The organism is Tenacibaculum agarivorans (assembly GCF_001936575.1).
Lineage (GTDB): Bacteria > Bacteroidota > Bacteroidia > Flavobacteriales > Flavobacteriaceae > Polaribacter > Polaribacter agarivorans.
Genome location: NZ_MSMP01000009.1, coordinates 115,852 through 129,765, shown reverse-complemented (window position 1 = coordinate 129,765; position 13,914 = coordinate 115,852). Strand labels below are relative to the sequence as shown.

Sequence of the window (13,914 nt, the reverse complement as noted above, 5' to 3'; positions counted from 1 at the left end):
AGTTTTAGACAACCTTTGTAACTTCTAAAGTTGTGGATTTGGAATTTCAACTAATAATTAATCCCATATATAATCATAACCAGAAATCACTTTGCCTTTAGATCTAAGTCTCACATCATAATAGTTTGGAACTACTTGATAAGGTTTTTCTGTAAAGTCAGGAATCTCATCTTTTACTTTATAATAAATTTTTGTTTTTTCTTCCTTTAAAATATTCATTGCGAAATTTATGTTGTCGTGATTTTTTAATAAATAAGATACGCTCAATAAATTAGCAGCCATTACAGATCTTATTGTTATTTTTTTTCCTTTAGTATTATACTTGTTAAGAATCTCATTTTTCCAAAAATTCATGGCTTCTAATAGTTTGGTGTTTTCAGCAAGAACTTCTTTTTTTGAAGTTATAAAACAATTAATAGCCTCTTCTTCAGTCTTAACTTTTTTACATTTATGCTGTTCATCACTGATTTCTGAGAATGTTTTATAATGTTTATCTATTATAGATATTACTTCCCTAGCTAAATCATCACTTTTCTTTTTTAGATTTTTTCTATTTCCTTTATTTTTAAATAAATATAAATATGTTTTAAAAAATTTCCCTTTTCTGATTTTTCTAGGGATTTCTGTAGTGTATCTATGAGTTCTTAAAGCAAAATGTTCTCTAATGTGCCCGTCTAATGCTTTCCCTGCTTTATCTATAGAAATACTCTTCCAATTATCATCAGCATCGTATCCATTGTAAAATTTTTTTCCAGTAGATATTCTAATAGTATTACTATTACTATTGGTAAGCTTAAAACAATCCCCTTTTTTTTCTTTTGTTGAGTGTTCAAAACAAACATCAAAAACAAAGTTTCCTGTAGCATAGTAATAGGGTCTACCAAATTCAGAATATTCTCTAGTAGGTTTAACTCCTTCGTAGATTTTTATTACATTCCTTATGGTATACTTAAAAACATGGTCGGCTTCCTCAGGGTTTTTAACTTTTTCATGACCATTTATGGTCATTGCTGTTAGGTGACTTTTATATTGACCTAGATTGTATAAATGATTATCTGGATCAATGATTTCTACAGCGTATTTAAACTTATTATTTTTAATTTTTAGTTTTGTGTTTTCAATTTCTTTATTTATAGAATCGTTTTCTTTTTTAGAAGTAGGAAGTCCTGCTCTTAGGTTTAGTATTCTATGTACAGGCTCATTAGATAACATTCTTGATAATTTAAACTGAGGAAATATATTGAATGTTATTAATGAGAAAAGAAATAAAATTAAGTGTTGTTTTTTCATGTTGTTTTATTTTTTATTGTAAAGTTGAGTTAAAATGTTTACTACTTATTATTGTTTAATAAATCGTTTAACTCCTTTTCCTTCATCTGTGTGTATACTTATGATGTAAATTCCAGTGTTAAGTTTAGAGATATCAATGTTTTTTTCTTGTTTGTTACTTTGTACTCTTCTTCCTTGAAGTGTATAAACTTCAGTTTTTTTAATAGTACCATCATACTCAATAGTTAAGAAATGATTCGCTGGGTTAGGAGAGAGGGTGAAATTATAAATGATTTCTTCATCAATACTTGCAGTAGCTGTACAATTTTCACTATAACTTGCAGTATCGTCTTTTCTCCAAGTATCATCAGTTGGTACTACAAATCCAGTATCCGTTTGTACACAGTGCAAGTCTGGATTGTTATCAGCCCACATATTAGTGAAATTAGAATTATTACCATTAGCAACATTTAATGAAGTTAGTTGATTACCATCACAAAATAAAGCGCTTAAATTTGATTTATCAGAAATATCAAGACTACTAAGGTTGTTATTCCCACAACCTAATTTTTCTAGGTTAGGATTAGCAGAAATATCGATGGTACTTAAAGAATTATCCTTAAAAAATAATTGTTTTAGCATCGGGTTATTGGTAACATCAATCGTAGATAAAGAATTAACACTACACCATAATATTTCTAACTTAGGATTATTTGAAACATCTATAGTTGATAAGGAATTTGTACCACAACTTAATGTTTTCAAGTTTATGTTTTTAGATATATCTAAATTACTTATAGAAGTGTTTTTACAACCTAAAGTTTCTAAAGCTGTATTTTGGGTTACATCTAAGTTGCCAATAGTGTTATTCGCAGTTTCTAATAAAGTTAGTTTGGTGTTATTAGTTACGTCTAAATTTGTTAGTTGATTATCATTACATATTAAGGTTTGTAGATTTGTATTATTGGTAAGATCTAAACTCATTAATTCATTGTCTTGACAACGAAGTGTATGTATATTCGTATTATTGGTAATATCTAAGTTTCCTAATTGGTTATTTATACAATTTAAAATAAATAAATCATCAATATTATTTAGATTTAAATATGATATTTGATTATTGTTGCATTGTAAACCAAGTAACTTTGTGTTTTTTGAAAGATCAAGCCAAGTAAGGGTGTTATTATCACAAAATAATATTTGAATATTAGGAAAAGCTTCAATACCTGTTAAATCACTAATTGAATTATCACTGACATTTAATCTAGGGCTATTGAAAGCCATAGCCTCAGAACACTGTATTTCACCGTCGTTATTTAAGTCAATAATATCTGAGTTATTTAACAGAGCATTTTTAAAATTAGTATCAGGAATATTGATAACACAATCACAACTATCACTATAAGAAGCGTTATCATCCTTGGACCATGTATTATTATTTGGTGGAATATATCCGGAATCAACTTGGATACAAGTTAAATTAGAATTTCTAGAAGTGTTAATTGTTTCAATTTCAGTGTTATTTCCATTTGCTAGATTTAATCCTACTAAGGTATTATCATTACATGATATGTTTTTAAGTAAAGGATTATTGCTAAGGTCTAAATTGATAAGTGTATTATTTTGACATGTTAAATTTTGTAATTGAATGTTTTTACTTAGATCTAAATATGTTAATTGATTAAATTGACATGAAAGTGTGCGTAAATTAGTGCTAATACTAACATCTAAATCAACTAATTTATTTCTATTACATTCTAAAGACTCTAATATAGGACTATTGGTGTTTAGACTTTTGATTTTATTAGTATAACAAGTGATTTCCTTTAGTTCTAAATTATTAGATAAGTCTATTTCTGTAACAAAATTGGTGTGAAAAGATAAGTTTTGTAAAAATGGATTTCTACTTACATCCAATTGAGTTAAAAAATTCTCAGAACAATTTAAAGTAGTTAGAACAGGGTTTTTGCTAATGTCTAATGCTTGTAATCTATTATTAGATATCTTAAGTTCATTAATATTTATATTGTTACTAACATCTATATCTGTTAGTAAATTTCCTGTACCAATAAGTGCGCTTAGACCTGTGTTATTGCTCAATTCTATATTTTTGATTTTGTTACGACTAAAATTTAAATAGGATAATCTTGTGTTTTTGGTAATATTTATGCTAGTCAATTTGTTGTCAGTGCAGGATAAACCTTGTAATTCGAAGTTTTTACTCAAATCTATAGTTGTAAGTTCATGATAAGAACAATCTAACTCTTTTAAGTTTATAAAAGCCTCTATTCCTGTCAAGTCACTGATTGGTGCATCAATATTTGGATTACGCTCTATGTTTATGTTTTTGGTTGCTAAAGCTTCTGAGCACTGAATTTCACCATCGCTATTGGTATCAATGGTAGGAGTATGATTTAGTAAAGCATTTTTAAAGTTAACATCTGGTATAGTAACTGTACAATCACAAGTTTCGTTGAAGTTTGCTACAGCATCTTTTTTCCAAGTATCATCTGTTGGTGGGGTAAACCCAGCATCAATTTGTATACAAGTTAAATTAGGATTGTTATCAGCAGACATTCTAGAGAAATTAGCATTGTTACCATTGGCAACATTTAAATACTCAAGATTATTACCTTCTAGAGCTAACGCACTGATTTGATTATTTCCTGCGATATCTACCACAGTTAATAAGTTATTTCTTAAATCTAACACCTTTAGGTTAGTGTTACGAGAAATATACATATGAGCGATTTGGTTGTCACGAGCTTGAATCCTAGTCAAAGCGAAATTGTATCTAACATCCAATGAAGTAAGTTGATTAACACCGCAAAATAATTCTACAAGTTTGTCATTGTTTCTAATATCCAATTCAGTTAATTGATTATTGAAAAAAGAAAGTTTCTCTAAATCTAAATTCTTACGAACATCCACTGTTGTAAGCTGATTAGTATGACTATATAATGTTTTTAATAAGGCATTATTACTAACATCTAAACTTGTAAGTTGATTCTCAGAAGATACTAACTCTAGTAAATCTGTGTTAAGGCTTAGATCTAAGTTTGTTAATTGGTTGGTAAAACATCGTAGTGATATTAACTTAGGATTATTTGTAACATTTAAGGCTGTAAGTTGATTATTGTTGCAACTTAAACTCCTTAATAGAGGATTATTATCTGTATTTAAGGAAGTAAGTGTATTGTTTGCGCAAAAAAGTGTCTCTAAAAGATTGTTATTACTAACGTCTACAGAACTTAATTGATTAGATGAACATGTAAGACTTGTTAAGTTTAAATTAGTGGATACATCTATATTGGTTAATAAATTGTTAGATACTCCTAAAACAGATAGGTTGTCCTTATTTGAGACATCTATGGTTGTAAGTTGGTTTAAAAAAGCGGATAGGATTAATAAATTTGAGTTATTAGATATATCTAAGTTGGTTAATTTATTTTGTTGACAAAATAATTCTAATAAGTTAACATTTCCTGAAATATCGATACTTGTTAACTCATTTCTATCGCAAAAAATACTCGTTAAATTAGTATTAGCACTTGTATTTAAACTAGTAAGTTGATTATTAGAGCATGTTAAATCTGTAATATTGGTAAATGCTGAAATACCAGTTAAATCAGTAATTGTACTACTGCTGACATCTAATTTTCCTGTTAAAGATGCTGCTTCAGAACATTGAATTTCACCATCTCCATTGGTGTCAATTGTAGGTGTATGGTTGAGTAAGGCGTTTTTAAAGTTTGTATCAGTAATGTTAACAATATCTGTACATTGACCATACATAATGATGCTTGTAATAATGGAAACAACAAATAGTAATTTTTTCTTCATTTCTAGGTTTCTTTTAATTGAGTTACTGATTTTTCAGTAAAATTCACTTTTATTTAGTGCTATGTTCCTTAATTGAAAAAACGTTACCCAGTTTTGATAAAAAAAATGTAGAAACTTATTGAAAATAAAAAAAGCTCGTATTAACGAGCTTTTTTTAATCGAATTTGCAATTTTATTGCTTAATAATTTTTTTAATAGCTATTCTATTATTTTCATCTTTTATTTTTAAAACGTATACCCCCTCAGGAAGTATAGAAACATCTATTTGTTTTTGATCAGTGAGAAAGATTTCTTTACCTAATACATCTATTACAGTTGTTTCAATTGTTTTAGAAATATTTTGAATTTCTATAGTTATAAAGTTTTCTGCTGGATTTGGATATATTTTAATCTTTTTAGCAAAGGATTCGTCATTTATAGAGGCTGTTGCTAGTTTGGTAAAAATAGCAGTGACTGTTTTATCTTCATCCATTGTAATAGCTAGAGAATTTGAAGTTTCACTATAACCTTCCCAGCTATCAAACTTATATCCTTCATTTGGTGTTGCTGTTAGAATAATTTGTGTACCGAAATCATAAGTACCGTTTGTAGCTTGTATATTAGTACTAATACTACCATTATCAGCAGTAGTTGTTAAAGTATACTTAGCTTTAGAGAATAAAGCAGTAATGGTTTTATCTTCATCTACAGTAATAGTTAAAGAGTTAGAAGTTTCAGTATACCCTTCCCAACCAACAAATGTATATCCTTTGTTAGGTGTTGCTGTTAAGGTGACTTCTGTTCCATATTCATAAGTGCCTTCTGTAGGTTGAATATTAGCAGAAACATTACCATTTTCAGCATTGATACTTATGGTATGTTTAAGTTTAGAAAACAAGGCAGTAATAGTTTTATCTGTATCCATTACAATATTTAATGGATTTGAAGTGTCAGTATAGTCTTTCCAACCATCAAATTGATATCCTACATCCGGTGTGGCTAATAATTCAACAGTAGCACCATCAGAGTAAATACCATTAATTAAATCTGGATTTGTTGTTATTGTTCCATTTGTAGCAATAATTGATAAGTATCGCTCAATATTTTTAGAAGCACCAAATTCATATACTCCCATGTCAACTATAGAATTATAAATTCTAGAATTACCTAATAAGTCTGAAGCACTAATTACCTTTGAATTATCTCCGCTATCTATTGCAGGAGAAGTACTTTGTAAATTATAATTACTATTATCAATATCTTCAAATAAAGGGTTTGCATTCGATATATTTATTAACTCAGCAGAGTTTGTATTTAAAACAGCAGCAGCTTCAGGAGTTAGGGTGTAAAAATTATCTTCACCTATAGAATTAGATACTGTGATATTGTTTCCTAGGTCATAATTTATTCCTGAGATAGACCTACTTATTTCAGTACCATCACTGGTGTTTTTCCAAAAAATACAATTACTAACATTACCATTAAAAGCACCATCTTTTTCACTAGACATTCCAACAGGAGCCCATGTGAAAGTACTAGACAAAGCACTACCAATGTCTTTATTGTTAACGTAAGTGTTGTTAGTTAATTTACAATTCATTACTGATCTACTACCTTCAGATTTAAACCATCCTGCACTACCTGCATATGCTCTACTAGCTCCATTATTTTTTGCTGTATTATTATCGAATAGAGAATTCGCAACTTCAATATTTGCTGGTGAATATGGACTTGTAGTATAAGAATAAATAGCAGTTCCTCCTTTTGACAGATTATTAGAGAATTCACAGTTGTAAATATTCATATATCCTCCATAGAAATAAGCAAAAATTCCAGCTCCATATTTCTCAGCAACATTGTTTTTTATAACACAATTTTGCACGGTAATATCAGATGAGAAGCTAAAAATGGCACCACCAGTATTTGCTCTAAGTTCATCAAAACCATCAGCATGTGCATTAGCAATTGTAAGTCCGTCTATAAGAATCCCGTTTTTTCTTGAAATTCTTAGAATATGTTCAAAATTATCTCTTCTTAAGGTGTTTTCGTAGGAGATATCAGCATCATCATTTCCTAATTTATCTCCTGATAATATAGTTTCATTTTCTTTAATTTTTCTATCAGAAAGTTTGGTTTCAGTTCCGTTAAATCCTCCATATAGTTTTATGTTATCATGAGGGATTTGAAAGTTAACATAGCCATTTCTGTCTTCTACTGTTGGCAAGTATGTTCCTTTAGCGATCCAAATTTCTTCACCTTGTAAAGTCACAGACAAAGCATCAGCAAGTGATGTGTATGCATTTGTCCATGAGCTACCACTACCATTTCCTGTAGCTGCATGATTTACATAAATTCTCCCTGTGTTTCTTAAAGTTCTAAAAGTTAATGATTTTTCAGACCATGGAGTTGTCGGGTTTGTTCCACATTGTTCTCTAATATATACTTCATAATCTTCACCTCCTTCTAAACTTTGTAGTTCAATGGTGTTAGAAGTAATATTTTCTATAACTGTACCGTCAGAAAATGATTCAGAACTTTTGTGATAAATTACGTCAAAGGTGCCTGATTCAGAAATGTTAATAGTAGCGGAGGTACTTGTGATATCAGAACTGCTTAGAATAGATACTTCAGGAGCAATACAAAAACCGTTAGCAGTTGCTAAAGCTTTTATTTCTTCTTCACTTAAGAGTTCATTGTAAATTTTAAGATCATCAAAGTAATCCTGATAACTATTTCGATCTCTTTGTGTATCGTTTAAATTACTTCCTATTGAAATTCTGGTTTGTGCATCGTGAGTTTCTAATAAATTTAGGTTATCTCTGTTTTTACTTGATTGTTCTTCCGCTACTCCTCCAGCATATACACCGTCAATATATATTAAACCATAGAGTGTATGAAAATAGGTTGCGTCTGCAGTGCTAAAGTCAAATGGAAAATCTGCGTCATAACGGTCATAAAACTTAACAACTATATGATGCCAACGATCATCACTTACAAGTTTATTAGTAGTAGTTACTGCAGATTGGTAGTTGAAAAAACTATCATATAAAGTTCTCATGTAAAAGCCAATTCTACCATCATATAAAAAAATATAATAACCGGTCCAGTCCGTATTACTGGAGTCAGTTTGTCGTGTGCTATCTTCAAAAATAATCCTAGTGCTTCCATCTTTAGTGGTAGTCTTAATCCAAAAGCTGATACTTCCAGAGTTATTAGAGAAGTTAATATCCCTTCTAGATAAATTGTCTCCATTTAATTTTACAGCATTAGATGGGGTACCAAAACGATCTGTTTCTACAGCCAAATTTGAACCTGTTTGAGTTAGGTTATTCAAATTAACGGCATCAATAAAGCTTCCATTTTCAAAATCATAAGAAGCTACTTGAGCAAATAAAATGTTTGTAATTAAGATACTACAAATGAGTAATAGTTTTTTCATATATGAATTTTTAATTAATTGTTTACTAATTATAATTTATTAGTAGAATCATTACTATTTACTCTTTGATGAGAATTAGCAATTTTTTATGATTCAAGACTTAAAATCTAGTCAGCAATTTAATTGTAACCTACAATCAAATGTTAATTATGATAAAAACATAGCTTGATTTTAAGTTGCGCTAAAGTAAATAGGAATTAGAAAAAAAGTGAATAAAGAAATGCAATAGTTGTCCTCTTTCATACACTGGTATATGCTTTTTATAAAAAGCATATGAGAAATTATGGTTATAATGTTTGATTAAAATTACTTTAACCGTTACAGGAATCCGAGGAAATGTAAGGTAGGATTATAGATTGGATATAGGATTCTTATTTTACCCTTTTTTATCTATATTCAGACATCATTTATTACTTATGTTAGGTGTTTTACTTTGAAAATGTAAAAGACATGTTCCTAACGAGAACTATTTTTGGAAATAGATTTTAATATTTTTCTTTCTTCTGTGTGGAAATTGAGAACTATTGTCTTGAACACAATAAAAATTGGAATGGTATCTAAATAAGAACATAAGATCAAATAAAACGCGTGCTTATATTGTTCTTATCCTTTTAGATGTTTTGTTATCTGCGAAATATATTGACAGATAATTTCATGATATCTGTTTTGATTCCTTTAACTAGATTTTAAAGGTATTTTAATAATGTATTCTTTTTTACTATGGTTGTCTAATTTAGTTTCTCTAAGCCACGGATTTACTAATTTTAGTTCCTTATAAGTAATATTGTATTTTTTTGCAAAATCAGGTAAATCAGGAATAGGATAGTCTACTAAGATTTCTTTAACTTCAGGAAAGCTATATAAATCGTCTTGTTCTAAAATAAAACCATACTTTTCAGGATTAGACATGATTTCTTTTAAAGCCAGAATTCTAAACACATATCTTCCAGTTTCAGGATTTAATAATAAATCATAATAACTAGTTACTTTTTGCTCTTTTAAACGTTGAGAAATTCTTCCGTTTCCAGCGTTATAAGCAGCGGCAGCAAGAGTCCAGCTACCAAAACTATTTTTGGCGTTTTTTAAATACTCAGCAGCAACTTTAGTTGATAACTCTAGGTTATAACGTTCATCTACATTTTTATTGATCTCTAAACCATATTCCTTTCCTGTTCTTGGCATAAAGTGCCAGTATCCAGCAGCGCCTTTATATGATGGTACTTGAATTAGCGCGCTTTCTGCCACACATAGATATTTAAAATCATCAGGTAAACCATATTTTTTCAATAATGGTTCAATTAAAGGAAAGAATTTATTAGCTCTTTTTATAAGTAAAAGCGCATTAGATTGCCAGTAGGTATTTACTAATAACTCTCTATCTAATCGTTCACGGATATCAGCCATATCTAGAGGAACTTTTTCTCCAGAAAATTCAATAGTTTCAGGAATTTTTACGGCTTTTACTTCATATAAATGACTTACATTTTTGACTATGCTAGTATCTATAATAACAACATTAGTGTTATTTAGGTTTTGTGATGTTGTAACTTTAGGAGTAGCTAGGTTTAATAATAAAAAACCAATAGCTAAGAATGAGATAAAATAAAAAATGCGTACTAATGTAATCTTCATATATAATATTTTAATGTATGAGTAAAGAGTTAATGTTTTGGGGATTAATTAAAACTCTTTATGAATCAATTGTTTTTATTTTGACTGTTTATAAACTCTACAATATTAACAGGCGCAGTGTTCTTTTAAAATTTTGGATATAGTTTTAGCCTTATTTAAAATCATAATGTGAGTTCCGTTGTTTATTTCTATACAGTTTTTAATATGTTTAATAGGAAATACTTCATCTTTATTTCCATGAATATGTACTATATCATTTAGTTCATAATCTTGTTCCCAATGTAAAACATTGTAGATAGCCCATTGTAAATAATTAGCATCTCGAATCGATAAGTACATCTTATAAAGTTCTGCTCTTTTCTTTAGATAATCACCAAAGAAAAGATGTTCATAATCTTCAATGTTTTCAATAATCTTAGTCGGAAAGAGTTTATAAGCCTTAGTCATTTGGGCAATTTTTAACCGATTAGGTAATTCATGATTACTTTTCATGCTAGAAATAATAATTACCTTTTTACAATTAATTTGCTTACTCATTTCCTGAACCATAACACCTCCAAAGGAAACACCAACTAAAATAGGATTTTTATGTGTGATAACCTCACACATTCGCTTGGCATAATTTTCAATAGATTCATCAAGAGAAAGTGGTAAAATCCATTCTAAAAAATGAACTTCAAAGTGTTCCTCAGGTAAGCTCAGATACTCAAATATTTTCGTATTTGCAGCCAAACCAGGAACGAAATATATATGAGTTTTATTCATGTTTAACTATTCAAAGAATTTTTTCTCTAATAATATACCTTCAATATATTCATGTAAATCCATAAGTTCAGCAGGTACATCATCATTCCATAAACGAATTTGTACTTGTTTCCCTTGATGAGTAATAAAAGTGCTAGGCAAATCCATAATTTTTGGATTGTCATACACATCTTTATAAGATGAAAAAGAAGTGTTAATTAATTTATTATTTAAAATTTCTAATTCTTCATCAGTAAGTGTAAATTCACTAACTCCTTTACTCAATACATATTGCTTGCCATTATATGTAACTTTTCCTGTTTTATCAATCAAAAGTTCATATACAGGGCAATCACCAAAACAGCTTGTTTTACTTATTGAAATAAGTTTGTTTTTTTCTTTAGCTATGAGCTCATCAAGTATTTTATCTTCATTAATTTTTACCGCACTAAACTCATTAGAACTTTCAAGTTTCTCTTTCCAAAAATCATACCGTTCATCAGGAATATCTATATAGGCCATGGTAGCGTTTACGTCTTCTTCCAAATCTATATTTTTCCACTGCAAACCAGCATTGATTATAAAATCTTTAGCTTTATTCTTTTGTTTTGTATTTCTGAGTACTACAATGAAATTTTGTTTAACTTCTTTTTTAGGTTCAGATACTTCAGGAGTAGGAGCTGTTTCATTAGTTTCAGTTTCTACTATAGTAGATTCCTTTTTTGGGATATCACAGCTCAACGCTAATAAAAGTATTGATAAATAAATCCATTTCATGAGACTCAAAGCATTTGGGTTATGCAGACCAATTTAAACAATAACTTTGGTTTCAACAAAATTGAAACGTACTAAGCCATCATCATCAATTTCTGTAAGTGTAATTGTGTGTATAGTGTTTACTAGCTCTGGATTCCAAGGTGTTTTTACTTTAACATAGTTTTCTGTAAAACCATGAATATACCCTTCTTTATTTTCACCTTCAAAAAGTACTGAAAGCATATTGCCTAGTTGACTTTCATAAAATGCCCTACGTTTTTTTACAGATAAACCACGTAACATTTTACTACGTTTAGCACGAATATTTTTCGGTACAACTCCATCCATTATTGCAGCCTCAGTATTGGCTCTCTCTGAATAGGTGAATACATGTAGGTATGAAATGTCTAACTCAGAAAGATAATTGTATGTTTCTAAAAATAACTCATCGGTTTCACCTGGAAATCCAACAATTACATCAACTCCAATGCAAGCATGAGGCATTACCTCACGAATTTTAGCTACCCGGTTGGTGTATACTTTACGTAAGTAACGACGCTTCATTTTCTTGAGTAAAGTATCACTACCTGATTGTAAAGGAATATGGAAGTGAGGAACAAAAGTTTCTGAATTGGAAACGAAATCAATTGTTTCGTCTTTCAATAAATTAGGTTCGATGGATGAAATACGAAGTCTATGTATTCCTTCTACTTTATCTAAGGCTTGAACTAACTCAAGAAAAGTGTGTTCATGTTTTTTATTACCAAATTCACCTTTTCCATAATCACCAATATTCACTCCGGTAAGCACAATTTCTTTAATTCCTTTTTCAGAAATTTCTTTGGCATTTTTTAAAACATTCTCTAAAGTATCACTTCTAGAAATTCCTCTAGCTAATGGAATAGTACAGTATGTACATTTATAATCACATCCATCTTGAACTTTCAAGAAAGCTCTAGTTCTATCTCCAATAGAATAAGACCCTACATAAAAATCAGCATCTTCTATTTCACAAGAGTGAACTTCTCCAATATCGTTTTTTGTTAAATCGTTGATATAACTGGTAACGTTAAATTTCTCTGTAGCACCAAGTACCAAATCAACCCCATCAACAGCAGCTAACTCTTCAGGTTTTAATTGTGCATAACATCCAACAGCAATTAAAAAAGCCTCAGAGTTTTGTTTTAGGGCAGACTTAACAATAGTTTTAAAGCGTTTGTCTGCATTATCAGTAACAGAGCAAGTATTAATTACATAAATATCTGCTTTTTCTTCAAATTCAACTCTACTGAAACCTTCATTAACAAAGTTTCTAGCTATAGTTGAAGTTTCAGAAAAATTTAGTTTACAACCTAGGGTATAAAAAGCTACTTTTTTTTCCGCATTCATTCTTGTACATTTAACCGGTGGCAAAAATACAATATTGAAAATGATTTTTGAAACAGATAGGCTAGAAGTTAGATATCTAAAGATGAGTGATATTGAAGGATATTATCAATTGCAAAGTAATCCTAAAGTATTGCAATACGCTACAGGAGAAGTTACCTCCTACGAAAAAATTAAGGAAAATTTAGAAGAGGTAATACAGAAGTATAATGTTGTCGATAATAATTTTTGGATTTATGCTATTGAACGAAAGTCAGATCAGATATTTGTTGGAACCGTGGCAATAGTTAAAGATGAGAATAATGAGGATGAAATAGGCTATAGATTTATTGAAACATACTGGGGAAATGGGTATGGCTTTGAAATTTGCGAAGGATTAATAACTTATGCAAGAAAAGTAGGAATGTCTAAATTAATAGGATATGTGGTTGATGAAAATATAGCATCAGCTAAAATTTTAGAAAAATTAAATTTTAAGCCAGTACACAAATTTGTGAGTAAAGATATTGGCTTACCTGAAACTAAATATGAATTAAAACTATGATTGCAGAAATTTCAAAATCGTCGTACTATGCTGTTATTTTTACAACATTATTAACAGATAATACAGAAGGCTATAAAGAGATGGCTGAAAAAATGGATGAATTAGCGAAACAACAAAAAGGATATTTAGGGATAGAGTCAGCTAGAAATGAAGTTGGAATAACTATTTCTTATTGGGAAAGTTTAGAAGCCATAGCTGCATGGAAAAATAATGTAGAACATGCCTATGCTAGAGAACAAGGTCGAAAAAAATGGTATAAACAATATCAACTTAGAATTTGTAAAGTAGAACGTGAATATGGATTTACTAAACCATAAATAAT

The 13,914-nt window shown here is 29.5% G+C and carries 9 protein-coding genes; 2 read left to right on the top strand and 7 right to left on the bottom strand.

Annotated features, from left to right (window positions below; translation table 11 throughout):
* Positions 1 to 57: 57 nt before the first annotated feature.
* The 7 genes from BVC87_RS08830 to mtaB form a co-directional block, all read right to left on the bottom strand.
* Positions 58 to 1,290 carry a hypothetical protein gene (locus tag BVC87_RS08830; RefSeq protein ID WP_075342000.1) on the bottom strand — a complete coding sequence of 411 codons (1,233 nt, stop codon included), beginning with the start codon at positions 1,288 to 1,290 and terminating at the stop codon, positions 58 to 60.
* A 48-nt stretch (positions 1,291 to 1,338) separates the two neighbouring features.
* The gene (locus BVC87_RS08825; RefSeq protein ID WP_083629360.1) at positions 1,339 to 5,112 is read right to left on the bottom strand and encodes a T9SS type A sorting domain-containing protein; all 3,774 of its coding nucleotides are present in this window, start codon (positions 5,110 to 5,112) and stop codon (positions 1,339 to 1,341) included.
* Positions 5,113 to 5,284: 172 nt separating this feature from the next.
* Positions 5,285 to 8,530 carry an InlB B-repeat-containing protein gene (locus BVC87_RS08820; protein WP_075341998.1) on the bottom strand — a complete coding sequence of 1,082 codons (3,246 nt, stop codon included), beginning with the start codon at positions 8,528 to 8,530 and terminating at the stop codon, positions 5,285 to 5,287.
* Between the two features lie 675 nt (positions 8,531 to 9,205).
* A complete protein-coding gene (locus BVC87_RS08815; protein WP_075341997.1) occupies positions 9,206 to 10,162 on the bottom strand; it encodes a lytic transglycosylase domain-containing protein in 957 nt (318 codons plus the stop codon).
* A 105-nt stretch (positions 10,163 to 10,267) separates the two neighbouring features.
* On the bottom strand, positions 10,268 to 10,927 hold the full coding sequence (locus BVC87_RS08810) for an alpha/beta hydrolase family protein (protein WP_075341996.1): 660 nt from the start codon (positions 10,925 to 10,927) through the stop codon (positions 10,268 to 10,270).
* Positions 10,928 to 10,933: 6 nt separating this feature from the next.
* Positions 10,934 to 11,683, bottom strand: a complete 750-nt coding sequence (locus BVC87_RS08805) for a DUF6438 domain-containing protein (protein ID WP_075341995.1) — start codon at positions 11,681 to 11,683, stop codon at positions 10,934 to 10,936.
* Between the two features lie 33 nt (positions 11,684 to 11,716).
* The gene (gene mtaB, locus BVC87_RS08800; RefSeq protein WP_075341994.1) at positions 11,717 to 13,051 is read right to left on the bottom strand and encodes a tRNA (N(6)-L-threonylcarbamoyladenosine(37)-C(2))-methylthiotransferase MtaB; all 1,335 of its coding nucleotides are present in this window, start codon (positions 13,049 to 13,051) and stop codon (positions 11,717 to 11,719) included.
* A 40-nt stretch (positions 13,052 to 13,091) separates the two neighbouring features.
* On the opposite strand from mtaB, the gene BVC87_RS08795 reads away from it, so the two are divergent.
* Entirely contained in the window at positions 13,092 to 13,592 is a 501-nt protein-coding gene (locus BVC87_RS08795) for a GNAT family N-acetyltransferase (protein ID WP_075341993.1), read from the top strand.
* Positions 13,589 to 13,909 (top strand): antibiotic biosynthesis monooxygenase family protein, encoded by a 321-nt coding sequence (locus tag BVC87_RS08790; protein ID WP_075341992.1) that lies wholly within the window; start codon positions 13,589 to 13,591, stop codon positions 13,907 to 13,909. Before BVC87_RS08795 ends, BVC87_RS08790 begins: the two co-directional genes overlap by 4 nt.
* The last annotated feature ends 5 nt before the right edge of the window (positions 13,910 to 13,914 follow it).